Here is a 15,910-nt window from a genome sequence, read left to right on the forward strand (position 1 = left end):
CCCACGCCCCACCGGCCAATGCGATGCCCACCCTGCCGATCAAGCCGCTCGCGATCCGCGAACGCCTGTCCGAAGTCCGCTACGAGATCCGCGGCGAACTGGCACGGCGAGCCCGCGAGCTGGAGGCCCAGGGGCGCAAGCTGATCAAGCTCAACATCGGCAATCCCGGCGCGTTCGGCTTCCGTGCGCCCGAGCACCTGCAGCGCGCGATCGCCGACGACATGGGCCGAACCGATCCCTACACCCATCAGCAGGGCCTGCCGGAGGCGCGCGAGGCGATCGCCGCGGCCTACGCCCGGCGCCAGCATCCGGACGCGCACCCGGACCGCATCTTCGTCGGCAACGGCGTCAGCGAGCTGATCGACCTGTCGCTGCGCGCGCTGCTCAACCCGGGCGACGAAGTGCTGGTGCCCTCGCCGGACTATCCGCTGTGGTCGGCCGCCACCATCCTCAACGACGGCCGCCCGGTGTACTACCGCTGCGCGCCGGAGAACGGCTTCCAGCCCGACCCGGTGGAGATCGAGACGCTGGTGTCCTCGCGCACCCGCGCGATCGTGCTGATCAACCCGAACAACCCCAGCGGCGCCAGCTACTCGCGCGCACTGCTGGAGAAGATCGTCGCCATCGCGGTCAAGCACAACCTGCTGCTGATGGTCGACGAGATCTACGACCAGGTGCTGTACGACGCCGCGGACTTCGTTTCGGTGGCGCCGCTGGCCGGCGCGCATCCGTGCATCAGCTTCGGCGGCCTGAGCAAGGTGCACCGCGCCTGCGGCTGGCGCGTGGGCTGGGCGCTGCTGTCCGGCGACACCGAGCGCGTCGGCGATTTCCGCAACGCCATGGACCTGCTCGGTGCGCTGCGCCTGTGCGCCAACGTCCCCGGCCAGTTCGCGATCGATGCCGCGGTCAATGGCCCGGACACGATCTCGCCGCTGTGCGCGCCGGGCGGGCGCCTGTACGAGACCCGCCGCGCGGTGATCGAGGCCTGTGCGGCCAGCGAGCACCTGTCGCTGGTGCAGCCGGCCGGCGCGCTGTACGCGTTCCCGGCCGTGGTCGGCGCCGCCGCGCGCGGCTTCGACGATCACGCCTTCGCCCTGGAACTGATGGAACAGGAAGGCGTGCTGGTGGTGCCCGGCTCCAGCTTCAACGTGCCCTACCGGCACCATTTCCGCGTCACCCTGCTGCCGGAAGCGGCGACGATGCGCGAGGTGTTCGCGCGCATCGACCGGGTGCTGGCGCGCCGCGCCGAGGACGCCACCAAGGTGGTGCCGCTGAAGCCGCGGGCGGCTGTGGGGCGGTGAGTGGGGACTGGAGAATCGGGAATCGGGAATGGCTAAGCGTGCGCCGTTGCTGGATCGCGTATCCCGGTGACATGGCTGCTGCGGGTTCTGCGTAGATGAGCAAAGGCCGTTTCGCCACGCCTGAGCACACACCGCTGCGCTATCTGGCGCTGGGCGATTCCTACACGATCGGCGAAGGCGTGGACGCCGACGGACGCTGGCCGATGCAACTGGCCGCAGCGCTGCGCCGCGACGGCATCGCGCTGGACGATCCGCAGATCGTCGCCACCACCGGCTGGACCACCGACGAACTGGACGCCGGCATCGATGCGGCAGCCCCACAGGGTCCCTTCGACCTGGTGACGCTGCTGATCGGCGTCAACAACCAGTACCGCGGCTATCCGCTGGAGAATTACCGCGCGCAGTTCGACGCGCTGCTGCAGCGCGCGATCGGCTTCGCCGACACGCGGCCGCAGCGGGTGCTGGCGGTGTCGATCCCGGACTGGGGCGTGACCGCCTTCGCACAGCCGCCCGCGCACGATCCGGCGCGCATCGCCGTGCAGATCGACGCCTTCAACGCCGCGGCGCAGGCCTGCTGCGCCGCGCGCGCGGTGCGCTTCGTCGATATCACTGCCTGCAGCCGCGATGGCGGCGGCGACGCGGCGATGCTGGCTGCCGACGGGCTGCATCCGTCGGCAGCGATGTATGCGCGCTGGACCGCGCTGCTGTTGCCGGCGGCCCGCGATGCGTTAGCCTAGCTGGCGTACGCCCGCTGCCAAGGACCGACATTGCGCGACGCCAGCACCACCCAGCCGATGACCCGCCCGCAGGCCCTGGCCATCGCCCGCGCCTTCCTGCCCACGCATCCGCTGGGCAATCGCTACGACTACTACTACACGCGCACCAAGCTGCGCACCGATCCGCTGTATCCCGGCGTGCTCGCCGCGCTGCGCGGCACCGAGGCGCCGGTGCTGGACCTGGGCTGCGGGCTAGGCCTGCTGGCGCACGCGCTGCGCGCCGACGGCCAGCGCCAGCGCTACCACGGCGTGGACATCGATGCGGCCAAGATCCGCCGCGCCGGCGCCATCGCTGCGCGCAACGGGCTGCAGGACACGCATTTCGCGGTGGTCGACCTGGGCCAGTCCTGGCCCGAGCACCACGGCAGCGTCGCGATCCTGGACGTACTGCAGTACCTGGACCGCGACATGCAGTCCAACCTGATCCGCAGCGTGGCGCGCATGCTCACCCCCGGTGCCAAGCTGGTGATCCGCAGCGGCCTGGGCGATGCCAGCGGCCGCGGCCGCACCAGCCGCATCACCGACGTGCTGGCGCACCTGGCCGGCTGGATGCAGGAGCTGCCCAAGGCCTACCCCACCCGCGACAGCCTGCAGGCCCAGCTCGACGCCGCCGGCCTGCACGCCAGCTTCGCGCCGCTGTACGGCAACACGCCGTTCAACAACTGGCTGATCGTGGCGGAGCCGCGTTGAGGCTGGCGCTGCACCGCGCCGGCAGCGGCCGCAGCGGCTGCGCCGGTTCACACCCGGATTGCCCCGCATGACCGCACCCATGCCACGCCCACGCTCCGGCCTGGGCATCGCGTCCCTGGCGACCAGCCTGCTCAGCGCGTTGGTGCTGCTCGCGGCACTGGTGCTCAGCACCTTCTTCGTCATCCCGACGTTCGCCGCTGGCCCGCACGCACCGATGTCGCTGCTGCTCGGCCTGCTGGCCTTGTTCACCGCCATCGCGCAGGTCTGCGCCATCGCACTGGGCATCGGCAACTGCCTGCAGCCTGGCCGCAACAAGCGCTACGGCATCCTCGGTCTGTTGTGCGCCCTGCTCACCCTCGGCGCGATGGCGGCGCTGCTCGCCTACGGCATGGCCCGGCCAGGCTGATCCCCGCGGCGGCGAAGCGACCGGTACGGGGACATGCCGCGGGTCGCGATGCCGCGGCACCACGACGCAGTCCGACTCAATCCGGCAACACCGCCTGCAGCCCGCGTGCCTGCAAGGCCTGCAATACGCCTTCCACGATCGCGGGGTTGTGTCCGTGCGCTGCCCCCTCGTGCAGCAGCACGATGGCGCCGGGGCGCAGGTCGCGGGCGATGCGTGCGACGGTGACGGCCGGGTCGCAGCGCACGCCGTCGAAGCCGCGCGCGCTCCAGGCCACCCGGGTCAGGCCATGCCGGCGCAGCGGCGCGGCGACGAAGGGATTGGTCATGCCCACCACCGAGCGGTACCAGCGCGGCGCGGTACCGGCGATCGCGGCCAGCGTCTGCTGCGCCTGGCCGATTTCCTGCGCCATGCGTCGCGGCCCCAGCGCCCAGAACCAGGCCTGCGGATGGTGCTGGCTGTGGTTGCCGATGCCGTGGCCGCGGCGCAGGATCTCGCCCACCAGCTGCGGGCGCGCGGCGGCGCGGGCGCCGACCAGGAAGAAGGTGGCCCTGGCCTGGTGGCGGTCGAGCAGGTCCAGGATGGCCGCGGTGTCGTCGGAGGGGCCGTCGTCGATGGTCAGCCACACCCGCGGCGCGTTGCCGGGCAGGCGGTCCAGCACCGGCGCGTACAGCCGCGCCCGCGGCAGGAACACCGGCAGCACCAGCGCCGCGTGCGACAGCAGCAGCGCCGGCAGCCCGACCCGCCACCCGTAGGCCCACCACAGCGCCGCCACCAGCGCCTGCGAGGCCAGCGCCCAGGGCAGCCAGCGGTACGGGTGGCGCGGGATGCGATGCAGCGTTTCCGGAACTGTCATGCCCCATGATGCCATGCGGCGTAGAATGACCGGTCCGACTCTGCGACGACTGCCTGCCATGTCCCTCGACCCCGCCCTGCGCTCCCGTATCGAAACGCTGCTCAGCTCCAACCGCGTCGTGCTGTTCATGAAAGGCCAGCCGGGCATGCCGCAGTGCGGGTTCTCCGCCAAGGCGGTGGGCGCGCTGAACGAGCTCGGCGTCGACTTCGCCCACGTCAACGTGCTGGCCGACCAGGACATCCGCGAGGGCATCAAGGTCTACGGCGACTGGCCGACCATCCCGCAGCTGTACGTGGACGGCGAGCTGATCGGCGGCAGCGACATCATCCTGCAGATGGCCGGCAGCGGCGAGCTGAGCGAACTGCTCGGCGTGGCCGCGCCGGACCGTACCCCGCCGTCGATCACCATCACCGATGCCGCCGCCGAGATGCTGCGCGGCGCGCTGGCCGATGCCCCGGGTGCGAGCCTGGCGCTGGCGATCGACGCGCAGTTCCAGCCGAACTTCCAGCTGGCGCCGACCGATCCCAACGCCATCGCCGCCGAGTCCAATGGCCTGCGCGTGCAGTTCGATCTGGGCAGCGCGCGCCGCGCCGACGGCATCACCATCGACTGGGTGGACGACATGCGCGGCCGTGGCCTGGCCATCGACAATCCCAACGCGCCCAAGCCGGTGCAGGACCTCAGCCCGCGCGACGCCGACGACCAGGTGCGCGCCGGCAGCGTGATCCTGGTGGACGTGCGTCCGCCGGAGGAGCGCGCGGTGGCGTCGGTCAACGTGCCGTTCCGCACCCTCGATGGCGAGCAGCGCGCGCAACTGGAAGCGCTGCCCAAGGACACTGCCCTGGCCTTCCTGTGCCACCGCGGCGGCCGCAGCGCGCAGGCCGCCGAGCACTTCCGTTCGCTGGGCTTCACCAAGGTGCACAACGTGGTCGGCGGCATCGACGCCTGGACCGATCAGGTCGACGGCAGCGTGCCGAAGTACTGAGTCGGGGACCACGTCGTTCGCGCCCCGCGCGGACGCGTCGAAAGGGCGATCGCAAGATCGCCCTTTTTTTGTTCGCGCGCCGCGATCGCCACAACGCGCAAATACGCAAACGCGTAGGAGCGGCTTCAGCCGCGACCGGGCCTTACCAGGAACGCCCGGTCGCGGCTGAAGCCGCTCCTACCGTGGGCACCACCGCTTGGCGTCTTGCGCAAGTGCTGGCGGCAGCATGTAGTCCGGCAATCGCTTGTGGGAGGGACTTCAGTTCCGACTGCAAGGAGGTCGAAACGCCCGATGTCTTCGCCCGTCGCGGCTGAAGCCGCTCCCACAAGGAGCGCACCCCTTGCCTCCTGTGCGAGCACTGAGCCAACGCTGGCGGCCGCGCCAGCAGTCTGGCGCCTCCATGGGAGAGGGACTTCAGTCCCGACTGCAGTGACACCCGATGCGCCAGAGGCGTCGCTGGCATGACGCCGTGATCGCGCAGGCAACGCTTCCCTCACCCGGCAAACCCACCCGCATCCAGGAACGCCTGCTCCTCCGGCGTCGTCGTACGCCCCAGCGCCGCATTGCGGTGCGGGAAGCGGCCGAAGCGCTGGATCACGTCCTCGTGCACCACCGCCCACTGCAGCGACTCGGCATCGCCGAGCGCGCTGAACAGCTCCACTGCCTGGCGCTGCCGCGCGGCGTCCTCGGCATGCGTGTAGGGCAGGTAGAAGAACATCCGCAGCTCGGCATCGGCCTGCTGGTCGAAGCCAGCCGCCAGCGCCTGGTCGGCGTAGCGGCCGGCCAGGCCGTCGGTGGCGAAGGCGTGGGCGCTGCCGCGGAATACGTTGCGCGGCACCTGGTCGAGCAACAGCAGCAGCGCCAGCGCGCCCTCGGCATCGGCCAGCCAGTCGCCGCGTTCGCCGCGCGCGGCGGCATGGTGCGCGTCCAGCAGGTGCTGGCGGACGTTGGCGTCGAAGGAATCGTTGGCGGCGAACCAGCGTTCGCGGCCGGCGCTGCGCCAGAAGTCCACGACGGTGCGCGCGGGGGTGTCGGTCATCGCAGTGTCCATGAGCGGGAATCGGTCTGCATACCAGGTTTCGCGTCGCGATCCGGTGCATCGCACCATGCCCATGCCGCACCCGCACTTGGCAAGCGCGCCGGCTCGGGCTAGCGTGCGGGCACGGCCGCAAGGGCCGCGTCCATCTTCCGGGGAAAATCCGATGCGTCATCTGTTGCTCGCCTGCCTGGGCGTGGCGTTGTGCGGCCCGGCCGCTGCCGCCTCGCGTTTTGTCGACGATCCCTATCCCAGCACCTACCGCGCGCTGCCTTCGGTGCCGGTGCTGATCGAACACGCCACCGTGCTCACCGGCACCGGCGAGCGCCTGGACGATGCCGACGTGCTGCTGCAGGACGGCCGCGTGCAGGCGGTCGGCCGCGCGTTGGCCGCGCCGGCCAACGCCACCCGCATCGACGGCCACGGCAAGTGGGTCACGCCCGGCATCATCGATGTGCACTCGCACCTGGGCGTCTACCCCAGCCCGGGCGTCAGCGCGCACAGTGACGGAAACGAGGCGACCGCGCCGGTGACCCCGAACGTGTGGGCCGAGCATTCGATCTGGCCGCAGGATCCCGGCTTCGGCACCGCGCTGGCCGGCGGCGTCACCGCGCTGCAGGTGCTGCCCGGCTCGGCCAACCTGGTCGGCGGCCGCGGCGTCACGTTGAAGAACGTGCCGGCCACCACCTACCAGGCGATGAAGTTCCCCGGCGCGCCGTGGGGCCTGAAGATGGCCTGCGGCGAGAACCCCAAGCGGGTCTATGGCGAGAAGGGCGGCCCGTCCACGCGCATGGGCAACGTCGCCGGCTACCGCGCCGCCTTCATCGACGCCAGCGAATACCTGCGCAAGAACGCGCCGAAGCAGAAGAGCCCGCCCAAGCGCCACTGGTGGAGCCGCGGCAACGGCGACAACGACAGCAGCGGCGACAGCGGCGGCAAGCGCGACCTGAAGCTGGACACCCTGGCCGGCGCCATCAACGGCGACATCCGCGTGCACATCCACTGCTACCGCGCCGACGAAATGACCACCATGCTCGACCTGGCCAAGGAGTTCGGCTTCAAGATCGCCGCCTTCCATCATGGCGTGGAGGCCTACAAGATCGCCGACCGCCTGGCCCAGGAGAACGTCTGCGGCGCGCTGTGGGCGGACTGGTGGGGCTTCAAGATGGAGGCCTTCGACGGCATCCAGGAGAACATCGCCCTGGTCGATCGCCCGGCCAACGGCTGCGCGATCGTGCACTCGGACTCGGAGGAAGGCATCCAGCGGCTCAACCAGGAAGCGGCCAAGGCGATGGCCGCCGGCCGCCGCGCCGGCATGGACATCCCGCCCGAGCGCGCGATCCGCTGGCTGACCAGCAATCCGGCCAAGGCGCTGGGCATCGACAAGCAGACCGGTTCGCTGGAGCCGGGCAAGATGGCCGACGTGGTGCTGTGGAACGGCAATCCCTTCAGCTCCTACGCCCTGGCCGACAAGGTCTACATCGACGGAGCGCAGGTCTACGACCGCGCCGATCGCCGCCTGCAACCGACCTCCGATTTCATGCTTGGCCAGGAGGCTGCCCCATGAACCGCGCCCTATCCTCGTCCCACCGCCTGGCGCAGCGCCTGGTCCTGGCCGCCAGCCTGCTGCTCGGCAGCGCCCCCGGCGTCGCCCAGGACGTGCTGATCCGTGGCGCCACCGTGCACACCGCCAGCGCCCGCGGCACCCTGGCCAATGCCGACGTACTGGTCCAGGGCGGGGTGATCCGCGCGGTCGGCCCCGGCCTGAGCGCGCCGGCCGGCGTCGCCGTGGTCGAGGCCAAGGGCCGGCCGCTGACCCCGGCGCTGTTCGGCGGCATCACCGAGATCGGCATCGAGGAGGTCTCCGGCGAGGCCTCCACCGTCGACAGCACGCTGACCCTGCCGCACGACCAGCCGATGCGTCCGGAGTTCGACGTGACCCTGGCCTACAACCCCGCGTCGGTGCTGATCCCGGTCGCGCGCGTGGAGGGCATCGGCTTCACCGCACTCGGCGCCAACACCGGCGGCGCCTTCGTTGCCGGCCAGGGTGCGGTGATGCGCCTGGACGGCGGCGCCGACCCGATCGGCCCGCGCGCGCTGTACCTGCACCTGGGCAGCGATGCGCTGGAACTGAGCGGCAAGTCGCGCGCGGCGCAATGGATGCTGCTCGACCAGCTGGTGGCCGAGGCGCGCGGACGCATGCCCGCCGACTCGCCGCACGCGCTGCTGACCCCGGCCGGCCGCGCGGTGCTGGCGCGCTACCTCGCCGGCCAGGGCCGCATCGTGGTGGCGGTGAACCGGGCCGCCGACATCCGCCAGCTGCTGCGCTGGGCGCAACGCGAGAAGGTGCGCATTGCCATCGCCAGCGGCGACGAGGCCTGGAAGCTGGCGCCGGAACTGGCAAAGGCGCAGGTGCCGGTGTTCGTCAACGCGCTGGACGACCTGCCGGCCAGCTTCGACCAGATCGGCGCCACCCTGGAGAACGCCGCACGCCTCAATGCCGCCGGCGTGGCGGTGAGCTTCACCCAGGGCGGCGACGGCGCGCACAACGCGCGCAAGCAGCGGCAACTGGCCGGCAACGCGGTCGCCCACGGGCTGCCGTGGGACGCCGCCCTGGCCGGCCTGACCCGGGTTCCGGCCGAGGCCTTTGGCGTGGGCGACCGCCTGGGCAGCATCGCCCCGGGCAAGCTCGCCGACCTGGTGCTGTGGGAAGGCGACCCGCTGGACGTGGCGCATTACGCCGAGCAGGTCTGGCTGGGCGGCCGCGCCATCCCGATGCGCTCACGGCAGACCGAACTGCGCGACCGCTACATGCAGCACAGCGGCGCGCTGCCGAAGGCCTACACCCACTAGCCCACCGGGGACGCGGAGACGGCAGCGTGCAGACGCTGCCGTTGCCCGGCGACAGCACTTCGCCGCGCGCTCAACCGCGCGCGGCTGAGCGCCACCCGACCGGCGCGCGTCGGCGACAGCCGGCAGCGCACCGGCGCGCAGTAGGCTGTGCGCCTGCTTGTCCTTGCGCGCACCGCCATGCCCCGCCTGCCTCGCCTGCTGCTGTGCCTGTTCGCGCTGACCAGTGCAGCGCCCGCATGGGCCGGGGCCAGCCGCTTCGGCGTCGCCCGGGTCGGCGAACGCTTCGTCGTCGACAGCGGCGCCGATCTGCAGTTCAGCGTGGACGCACGCACCGGCGACGTGGTCTCCATGCGCTACCGCGGCATCGAACTGGAGAGCCCGGAAGCCAAGCACTCGCAGATCGCCTCGGGCCTGGGCAGCGCCAGCGTCGCCGCACGCACCGTCGGTGACACCATCGTCGTCTCGGCCAGCGCCGGCGACCTGGTGCAGTACTACATGGCGCGCAAGGGACGCGACGCGATCTATCTGGCCACCTACGCACCGACTCTGCTGCCGGTCGGCGAACTGCGCTTCATCGCCCGGCTCGACGCGGCCAAGCTGCCTAACGCCGAGCGCGAGCCGGATTCCAACGTCGGCACCGCGATCGAAGGCAAGGACGTGTTCCTGCTGCCCGACGGCCGCACCAGCTCCAAGTTCTACTCGGCGCGGCGCGCGATCGACGACACCGTGCATGGCGTCAGTGGTCCCGGCGTGGCCGTGCGGATGTGGATGGGCAATCACGAACACAGCGCCGGCGGGCCGTTCTTCAAGGACATCGCCACGCAACGGACCGCGCGCACCCACGAGCTGTACAACTACATGTTCTCCAACCACACCCAGACCGAACCGTACCGCGGCGGCCTGCATGGCGTGTACGTGCTGCAGTTCAGCCAGGGCGGCGCGGCGGCGCAGGTGCCGCCGGACCTGCGCTTCGTCGACGCGTCGCTGGGGCTGCAAGGCTTCCTGGGCGCAGCGGAGCGCGGCGCGGTGGCCGGCCAGGTCTCCGGCATCGCCGTGGGGCAGCCGGCGGTGGTGGCCCTGCGCAACGCGCAGGCGCAGTACTGGGCCAAGGCCGACACCGATGGCCGCTTCCGCATCGCCGGCATCCGCCCCGGCGCGTACCGCATCGCGCTGTACCAGAACGAGCTGGAGGTGGCCCACGCCACGGTGCAGATCGCGGCCGCGGCCACCGCACAGGCCGCGCTGCACGCGGTCCCGCTGCCGGGCCAAGTGATCTGGCAGATCGGCGATCCCGATGGCACGCCGGCCGGCTTCCGCAACGCCGCGCTGCTGGCGAGCGCGCATCCTTCCGACCGGCGCATGGCGCCGTGGGGGCCGCTCACGTATCGCGTGGGCCGCGACCCGCTCGACGCGTTCCCGGCAGCGCAATGGCGCGGCGTCAACACGCCCACCCGCATCGCCTTCGTGCTCGGCCGCGACCAGGTCCACGCCTATCGCCTGCGGCTGTTCGTCACCCTCACCCAGGCCGGCGGCCGTCCGCAGCTGCGGGTGAACGCGCGCTGGAACGGGCCGGTGCCGCCACGCCCGGAGCAGCCGGACAGCCGCGGCATCACCCGCGGCACCTATCGCGGCAACAACACGGCGTATCTGTTCGACATTCCCGCCAGCGCCCTGCAGGCCGGCCTCAACACGCTGGACATCGAGGTCGCGTCGGGCACGCCGGACAACGGCTTCCTCGGTCCCGGCCTGATCTTCGACAGCGTGCAACTGCTCGCGCCGTGAGGCGGCACCGCGAGGCGCTGGAGAGACGCCGCTTGCCTGCGCACGCTGGCACCGGTGCTGGGACGCGCCGGCAACATGCCGAGGGCGTGCGCCACGGCGTGCCGCCTGGCGACGCCGACGCGTTCCTGCCGAGCGCCCGCGCCGCCTGACATAACGCGGCGCGATGCAAGGCGCCGCCGCCCTGCGCCCGGCGGCGCCCTACGGCGGCTTCAGTTGGCGCCGATGTTGGCCTGGATCCAGGCCCAGCCGTTGCCGCGCACCACCTCGAAGCCGGCCTCGACCACGTGCAGGTACATCGCATTGCTGAAGCGTCCGTCCTGCGCGCGGTGATTGTGCAGCCAGGTCAGGAACGGCTTGATGTCGATGTTGAGATTGCCGTTGCTCGGCAGGGTCGGCTGGCCGGCGGTGTTGTGCGGAATGAAGGTGTAGACGTAGTAGCCGGCGGCGCTGTTCATGCCTTCCCACAGATCGAAGGTGTAGCCGCCGGCGCTGATGACGTTGCTGGCGGTGAGCGTGCCGATCGGATACGAGTTGTGGCCGCCCCAGATCATCACTTCGGTCTGCGGGATCGCGCTGGAGGAGACCGTGCTGTCCCAGCGGAAGAACAGGTCGTAGGCGAAATCGCCGCCCAGGTTGCTGCCACCGGACGAGTACGCGAAGGTCGCCGGCAATGACCGCAGCGCCGAGACCTGCCGCGGGAAGGTGCGGTCGGAAGTGGGATTGAAGCCGTAGTGCGAGCCGCGCAGGATCGCCGGATAGCCGTACAGGCTGGCGTTGGGGAAATTGAAGGTCACGGTCATGCTCGGCGTGCTGCCGCTGTGGAAGGTGCCCTGGATGACGTTGTTGGGATCGTTGAAGTTGTTCACCCAGGCGTACTGGTTGCCGTACACCTGGTAGGGACCGGCCAGCGCCATCGGCGCGACGGCGAGCAGGGCCGCGGCGAGCAGCGCGCGCACGGTCCGTGTGCGGCCGCGCAGCGACCGTGCGAGCGTGACGGGAAAGCGCGGCGAAGCGGCGCCGGAAACGGGAGCGGAAGCGTGCATGGCGGTCTCTCCTGAGCGTGCAGGGGCAGCGACAGTGCTGCCGCGACGGACGCTAGCAAGGCGCGCGCGCCGCGAGCTATGACAAGACCCGCGCACGCCATGCGCCTGCGCAATAGCGCTACCGCGATCCAGGCCGCGGGCGTGGGGCGCTTCACAGGTATCTCGTGCCGGCGAGATTCTCGCCCGCGCATCGTCTACGCCGCGCTGTCTGCGCGCGCCCACACGGCACCGGCCTCCCGCACTGCAGCATGCAGGCGTGCAGTCGCCGCGCGCGCGGCGCCGCGATAAGCTGAGAGGTCATTGCGGAGAAGCACGATGCGATTGCGCTGGTACTTCGATTTCATCTCGCCGTTTTCCTATCTGCACTGGCAGCAGGTGAAAACGCTTCCGGAATTCGCCCGGATCCAGCCGGTGCCGATCGTGTTCGGTGCGGTGCTGGCGCAGTTGCAGGCGCGCGGGCCGGCCGAGGTGCCGCACAAGCGCGAGTTCACCTACCGCTTCGTGCAGTGGCAGGCGCAGCAACAGGGCGTGCCGCTGCGCTTCCCGCCGGCGCATCCGTTCAACCCGCTGACGGCGCTGCGCCTGTGCGTCGCTGCGGGCACCACGCCGCAGGCCATCGATGCGATCTTCGACTGGCTGTGGCGCGACGGCCACGCCGGCGACGACGCCGCGGCGCTGGCGCCGGTCGGCCAGGCGCTGGGCATCGCCGACGTGGCCGCGGCCACCGCCGAGGCCCGGGTCAAGGCGCAACTGCGCGCCAACACCGAGCAGGCGCTGGCGGCCGGCGTATTCGGCGTGCCGACGCTGCAGATCGACGACACCCTGCTGTGGGGCAACGACGCACACGCGCTGATGCGGGCGGTGCTGGCCGACCCGCAGCTGCTGCAGCGCGGCGAGATGGCGCGCCTGGCGACGCTACCGGCCGCCGTGCAGCGGGGCGCCTGAGTGGCCGCCATGTCCCTCGACATTTCCCAATCCCGGAGATCCAGCGGATGCGCATCGGCATCGTCGTAGATTCCGCCTGCGATCTGCCGCAGGACTACATCGCAGCGCACGACCTGGTGGTGTTGCCGATCAGCGTGCGCGTCGGCGGCACGGTGCTCGCCGATCGCCGCGACGAGGCGGCGACGCTGGAGTTCCTGCACGCGCAGGTCAGCGCGCACGGCGCCGAGGCCGAGACCGTGCCGTACAGCGTGGCGCAGATCCGCGAACTGTTCTTGGGCAGGCTGGTCATCGACTACGACCACGTGTTCTGCCTGACCATCGCCAAGACCCGCAGCCCGATCCACGATCACGCGCAGCAGGCCGGCTTCGCCATCCTCAACGACTACAAGCCGATCCGCCAGGCCGCCGGTCATGCCTCGCCGTTCGCGCTGCGGGTGATCGACACCCAGAACCTATTCGCCGCACAGGCGGTGGTCGCCGTCGAGGCGGTGCGGTTGCGTACCGATGGCGCCAGCGTGCAGGCGATGCGCGAGCGGCTGGAAACGCTGGCCGAGCACACCCATGGCTACATGATTGCGCGCGACCTGTACTACCTGCGCAGCCGCGCGCGCAGCAAGGGCGACCGCAGCGTCGGCCTGCTCAGCGCCGCGCTCGGCTCGGCCCTGGACATCAAGCCGGTGCTGCACTGCCATCGCGGCGAGACCGCGCCGGTGGCCAAGCTCAAGGGCTTCGACCACGCCGTGCAGACGCTGTTCGGCCTGGCCGCCAAGCGCGTGGCCAGCGGGCTGATGACGCCCACGCTGTGCCTGAGCTATGGCGGCGAGCTGGCGCACCTGCACGCCCTGCCCGGCTATGCGGCGTTGCGCGAGGCCTGCGAGCGCCAGGGCGTGGACCTGCTGGAAAGCGTGATGAGCCTGACCGGCATGGTCAACGTCGGCAAGGGCGCGCTGGTGCTGGGCTTTGCCGGCGAGGCGCTGCGCTTCGGCTGATCCGCCCGTTGGCCGCGTCGACGACGACACGCCGCCGGCTCTGCTAGGCTGCGCCGCTTCGTACCGCCCACAAGAGATGCCCATGGCCGTCACCTACTCGATCAGCCTGCCCGATCCCGCCCGTGCCCGCGGCAGTAATCCGTCGCTGAGCTTCACCGCGCACGGCGCCGACGCCTTCGCCGAACAACTGCAGGCCGCCCTGAGCGATCCGGCCTGGTTCGAGCGCTGGCGCGCGCTGCAGCCGGAGCCGGACGAGGTCGATCCGGCCCTGGGCGTGACCGATCCGGCAGCACGGGTGACCGGCCGCCAGGACGATCTGCGCATCGACCTGGCCGCCACCACCAGCGTCCCCGGCGACATCCTCAAGCAGCGCCTGCGCCTGCTCGCCGGCAGCGGCTGGGAACTGCGCGACGTGCGCTGAGCCCGGCGGCACGGCCACCGCACTGCGGTGGCCGCCGCATGGCCGTATTGCCGCGCCCGCGCTAGGACGCGGCGACCGCCCGGCGCGGCCAGGACCAGCGCAGATTGACCGCCAGCGTGCCCAGCACGATCAGCGCCAGGCCCAGCCATTGCACCGGCACCAGCCGGTGGCCGTACAGCAGGTAGTCCAGCAGCAGCGTCACCAGCGGATAGACGAAGGCGACCACCGCGATCGCTGCCACATGCAGGTGCCGGTAGGCGCTGTAGAACAGCACGTACACCACGCCGCTGTGAATCACCCCCAGGCCGACCAGCCAGAACCAGTGGTGGCCGGGGTGCAGCGCCGCACCACTGGAGAAGCCGGCCAGCATCGCCGCCCCGACCCAGCACTGCACCGTCACCACGGCCAGTGGCCGCTCGCGACTGATCCGCCGCGACATCAGCAGTGATGCCCCGCACAGCAGCGCGCCCAGCAAGGTCAGCGCGATGCCGCCCAGGTAGCCACGGTCGGCGCTGGACCACAGCCGCAGCGGATCGGCCGAGCAGGCCACGCCGACGAAGGCCAGCAGCGTCCAGCCCAGGTCGGCACGGCGGCTGCGCTCGCCCTGCAGCAACGCCGCCAGGATCAGCATGACGAACGGGAACACGTGGTAGACCATGGTCGCCACGCCGATCGACGAGCGCGCCATGCCGGCGAACAGCGCCACCCAGTTGAGCACCAGCAGCACGCCGCTGAGCGCGGCGTCGCGCAGCAGCGCGCGCTCGCGCCACAGCCCGCGCAACTGACCGCCAAGCAGGCCGCACACGGTCAGGAACAGCGCGCCGAACAGGCAGCGGTAGAACACCGCGGTCACCGGGTCCTGGCCGCTCTCGTGCACGAACACGCCGACCGAGCCGATCAGCACCTCGGCCAGCAGCAACTGCCACAGCGCGCGCCGGGATGCACTCGCCGATATCGCAGGTGCCGCGCTCATAGCGCGATGCTCCCGTGCAGGTACTGCACCGCCGCGCCGCGCACCTGCACGTGGTCCGGCAGTACCCGGCACTCCAGTTCGCCGCCGCGCACCGAGGCCTGCCACGCGCGCAGGTCGCGCTTGCCCAGCCGCTGCGCCCACAGCGGCGCCAGCGCGGCGTGGATCGAGCCGGTCACCGGATCCTCGGCACCACCGTTGGCCGGCCAGAAATAGCGCGAGACGAAATCGTGCTCGCGGCCAGGCGCGGTGACCGCGACATCGCGCGGCGCCAGCGTCAGCATCCGCCCCAGGTCCGGCACCACCGCGCGCACCTGGGCTTCGTCCGCGTACACGGCGATGTAGGCCTGGGGGGTGCGGTACGCCGCCTGCGGCGCGATCGACAGCGCCTGCGCGAGGGCCTGCGGCACCGTCGCCAACGCGGTTGGCGCCTGGTGCGGGAAGCGCAGGACGAAGCGTCCGTCGGCCTCGCGGTCCACCGCCAGTTCGCTGACGCCCGCGGCGCGGAACCGCAACGGCAGCGGCGCCAGGCCCTGGGTGGCGACGACGAAGGCGCTGGCCAGGGTCGCATGGCCGCAGAACGCCACTTCGCGCAGCGGCGAGAACCAGCGGATCGCGAACGCGCCATCGGCCTCGCGCACGAAGAACGCGGTCTCCGACAGATTGTTCTCGCTGGCGATGGCCTGCATCAGCGCATCCGGCAACCACGCCTGCAGCGGCACCACCGCGGCCGGGTTGCCGCGGAACCGCACGCTGGTGAACGCATCGACGATGAACAACGGCAGCTGCACGCGCGGCCTCGCGGGATCGGAAAGGACACGGCCAGTGTGCGCCGGGCTGGGCGACCAGCACAGAGTCAG

Annotated in this window: 16 protein-coding genes; 11 read left to right on the forward strand and 5 right to left on the reverse strand. The window is 71.3% G+C overall.

The window, feature by feature from the left end; translation table 11 throughout:
* The first annotated feature begins 23 nt into the window (after window positions 1-23).
* The 4 genes from Q7W82_RS19160 (at window position 24) to Q7W82_RS19175 (ending at window position 3,173) form a co-directional block, all read left to right on the forward strand.
* Window positions 24-1,301: a pyridoxal phosphate-dependent aminotransferase gene (locus Q7W82_RS19160; RefSeq protein WP_242160946.1), complete on the forward strand. Its 1,278-nt coding sequence runs from the start codon at window positions 24-26 to the stop codon at window positions 1,299-1,301.
* Between the two features lie 95 nt (window positions 1,302-1,396).
* Window positions 1,397-2,038 (forward strand): SGNH/GDSL hydrolase family protein, encoded by a 642-nt coding sequence (locus tag Q7W82_RS19165; RefSeq protein WP_242160945.1) that lies wholly within the window; start codon window positions 1,397-1,399, stop codon window positions 2,036-2,038.
* A 57-nt stretch (window positions 2,039-2,095) separates the two neighbouring features.
* Complete coding sequence (locus Q7W82_RS19170; RefSeq protein WP_242160963.1) at window positions 2,096-2,767, forward strand: methyltransferase domain-containing protein; 672 nt, start codon at window positions 2,096-2,098, stop codon at window positions 2,765-2,767.
* 67 nt (window positions 2,768-2,834) lie between these two features.
* Entirely contained in the window at window positions 2,835-3,173 is a 339-nt protein-coding gene (locus Q7W82_RS19175; RefSeq protein WP_242160944.1) for a hypothetical protein, read from the forward strand.
* Between the two features lie 76 nt (window positions 3,174-3,249).
* On the opposite strand, the gene Q7W82_RS19180 is transcribed toward Q7W82_RS19175, so the two are convergent.
* On the reverse strand, window positions 3,250-4,041 hold the full coding sequence (locus tag Q7W82_RS19180) for a polysaccharide deacetylase family protein (RefSeq protein ID WP_242160943.1): 792 nt from the start codon (window positions 4,039-4,041) through the stop codon (window positions 3,250-3,252).
* Window positions 4,042-4,084: 43 nt separating this feature from the next.
* Here Q7W82_RS19180 and grxD point away from each other — a divergent pair, with 43 nt between their 5' ends.
* Window positions 4,085-5,011, forward strand: a complete 927-nt coding sequence (gene grxD / locus Q7W82_RS19185; RefSeq protein WP_242160942.1) for a Grx4 family monothiol glutaredoxin — start codon at window positions 4,085-4,087, stop codon at window positions 5,009-5,011.
* Between the two features lie 493 nt (window positions 5,012-5,504).
* Here the strand turns inward: grxD and Q7W82_RS19190 are convergent, their stop codons facing one another.
* The gene (locus tag Q7W82_RS19190) at window positions 5,505-6,050 is read right to left on the reverse strand and encodes a DUF924 family protein (RefSeq protein ID WP_242160941.1); all 546 of its coding nucleotides are present in this window, start codon (window positions 6,048-6,050) and stop codon (window positions 5,505-5,507) included.
* Between the two features lie 163 nt (window positions 6,051-6,213).
* Here Q7W82_RS19190 and Q7W82_RS19195 point away from each other — a divergent pair, with 163 nt between their 5' ends.
* The 3 genes from Q7W82_RS19195 (at window position 6,214) to Q7W82_RS19205 (ending at window position 10,682) form a co-directional block, all read left to right on the forward strand.
* Entirely contained in the window at window positions 6,214-7,614 is a 1,401-nt protein-coding gene (locus Q7W82_RS19195) for an amidohydrolase (protein WP_242160940.1), read from the forward strand.
* Window positions 7,611-8,900, forward strand: a complete 1,290-nt coding sequence (locus Q7W82_RS19200; RefSeq protein ID WP_242160939.1) for an amidohydrolase family protein — start codon at window positions 7,611-7,613, stop codon at window positions 8,898-8,900. The genes Q7W82_RS19195 and Q7W82_RS19200 overlap by 4 nt, the downstream gene beginning before the upstream one ends.
* Before the next feature lie 177 nt (window positions 8,901-9,077).
* Window positions 9,078-10,682, forward strand: a complete 1,605-nt coding sequence (locus tag Q7W82_RS19205; RefSeq protein WP_242160938.1) for a rhamnogalacturonan lyase B N-terminal domain-containing protein — start codon at window positions 9,078-9,080, stop codon at window positions 10,680-10,682.
* Between the two features lie 209 nt (window positions 10,683-10,891).
* Here the strand turns inward: Q7W82_RS19205 and Q7W82_RS19210 are convergent, their stop codons facing one another.
* The gene (locus tag Q7W82_RS19210) at window positions 10,892-11,725 is read right to left on the reverse strand and encodes a cellulase (RefSeq protein ID WP_242160937.1); all 834 of its coding nucleotides are present in this window, start codon (window positions 11,723-11,725) and stop codon (window positions 10,892-10,894) included.
* Window positions 11,726-12,040: 315 nt separating this feature from the next.
* On the opposite strand from Q7W82_RS19210, the gene Q7W82_RS19215 reads away from it, so the two are divergent.
* The 3 genes from Q7W82_RS19215 (at window position 12,041) to Q7W82_RS19225 (ending at window position 14,080) form a co-directional block, all read left to right on the forward strand.
* Window positions 12,041-12,670, forward strand: a complete 630-nt coding sequence (locus Q7W82_RS19215) for a DsbA family protein (protein WP_242160936.1) — start codon at window positions 12,041-12,043, stop codon at window positions 12,668-12,670.
* A 47-nt stretch (window positions 12,671-12,717) separates the two neighbouring features.
* On the forward strand, window positions 12,718-13,659 hold the full coding sequence (locus Q7W82_RS19220) for a DegV family protein (protein WP_242160935.1): 942 nt from the start codon (window positions 12,718-12,720) through the stop codon (window positions 13,657-13,659).
* A gap of 82 nt (window positions 13,660-13,741) precedes the next feature.
* Window positions 13,742-14,080, forward strand: a complete 339-nt coding sequence (locus tag Q7W82_RS19225) for a hypothetical protein (protein WP_242160934.1) — start codon at window positions 13,742-13,744, stop codon at window positions 14,078-14,080.
* Between the two features lie 61 nt (window positions 14,081-14,141).
* On the opposite strand, the gene Q7W82_RS19230 is transcribed toward Q7W82_RS19225, so the two are convergent.
* On the reverse strand, window positions 14,142-15,053 hold the full coding sequence (locus Q7W82_RS19230; protein WP_242160933.1) for a DMT family transporter: 912 nt from the start codon (window positions 15,051-15,053) through the stop codon (window positions 14,142-14,144).
* A complete protein-coding gene (locus tag Q7W82_RS19235; RefSeq protein ID WP_242160932.1) occupies window positions 15,050-15,841 on the reverse strand; it encodes a PhzF family phenazine biosynthesis protein in 792 nt (263 codons plus the stop codon). The genes Q7W82_RS19230 and Q7W82_RS19235 overlap by 4 nt, the downstream gene beginning before the upstream one ends.
* Window positions 15,842-15,910: the final 69 nt, after the last annotated feature.

The organism is Xanthomonas indica (assembly GCF_040529045.1).
Classification (GTDB): domain Bacteria; phylum Pseudomonadota; class Gammaproteobacteria; order Xanthomonadales; family Xanthomonadaceae; genus Xanthomonas_A; species Xanthomonas_A indica.

Bases quoted from the DNA above. Each gene is read 5' to 3' on its own strand.
- Q7W82_RS19205 (WP_242160938.1), top strand. From the start codon at position 9,078: ATGCCCCGCCTGCCTCGCCTGCTGCTGTGCCTGTTCGCGCTGACCAGT.
- Q7W82_RS19225 (WP_242160934.1), top strand. From the start codon at position 13,742: ATGGCCGTCACCTACTCGATCAGCCTGCCCGATCCCGCCCGTGCCCGC.
- Q7W82_RS19230 (WP_242160933.1), bottom strand. From the start codon at position 15,053: ATGAGCGCGGCACCTGCGATATCGGCGAGTGCATCCCGGCGCGCGCTG.
- Q7W82_RS19215 (WP_242160936.1), top strand. From the start codon at position 12,041: ATGCGATTGCGCTGGTACTTCGATTTCATCTCGCCGTTTTCCTATCTG.
- Q7W82_RS19170 (WP_242160963.1), top strand. From the start codon at position 2,096: ATGACCCGCCCGCAGGCCCTGGCCATCGCCCGCGCCTTCCTGCCCACG.
- grxD (WP_242160942.1), top strand. From the start codon at position 4,085: ATGTCCCTCGACCCCGCCCTGCGCTCCCGTATCGAAACGCTGCTCAGC.
- Q7W82_RS19190 (WP_242160941.1), bottom strand. From the start codon at position 6,050: ATGACCGACACCCCCGCGCGCACCGTCGTGGACTTCTGGCGCAGCGCC.
- Q7W82_RS19195 (WP_242160940.1), top strand. From the start codon at position 6,214: ATGCGTCATCTGTTGCTCGCCTGCCTGGGCGTGGCGTTGTGCGGCCCG.
- Q7W82_RS19175 (WP_242160944.1), top strand. From the start codon at position 2,835: ATGACCGCACCCATGCCACGCCCACGCTCCGGCCTGGGCATCGCGTCC.
- Q7W82_RS19180 (WP_242160943.1), bottom strand. From the start codon at position 4,041: ATGGCATCATGGGGCATGACAGTTCCGGAAACGCTGCATCGCATCCCG.
- Q7W82_RS19200 (WP_242160939.1), top strand. From the start codon at position 7,611: ATGAACCGCGCCCTATCCTCGTCCCACCGCCTGGCGCAGCGCCTGGTC.
- Q7W82_RS19210 (WP_242160937.1), bottom strand. From the start codon at position 11,725: ATGCACGCTTCCGCTCCCGTTTCCGGCGCCGCTTCGCCGCGCTTTCCC.
- Q7W82_RS19165 (WP_242160945.1), top strand. From the start codon at position 1,397: ATGAGCAAAGGCCGTTTCGCCACGCCTGAGCACACACCGCTGCGCTAT.
- Q7W82_RS19160 (WP_242160946.1), top strand. From the start codon at position 24: ATGCCCACCCTGCCGATCAAGCCGCTCGCGATCCGCGAACGCCTGTCC.
- Q7W82_RS19220 (WP_242160935.1), top strand. From the start codon at position 12,718: ATGCGCATCGGCATCGTCGTAGATTCCGCCTGCGATCTGCCGCAGGAC.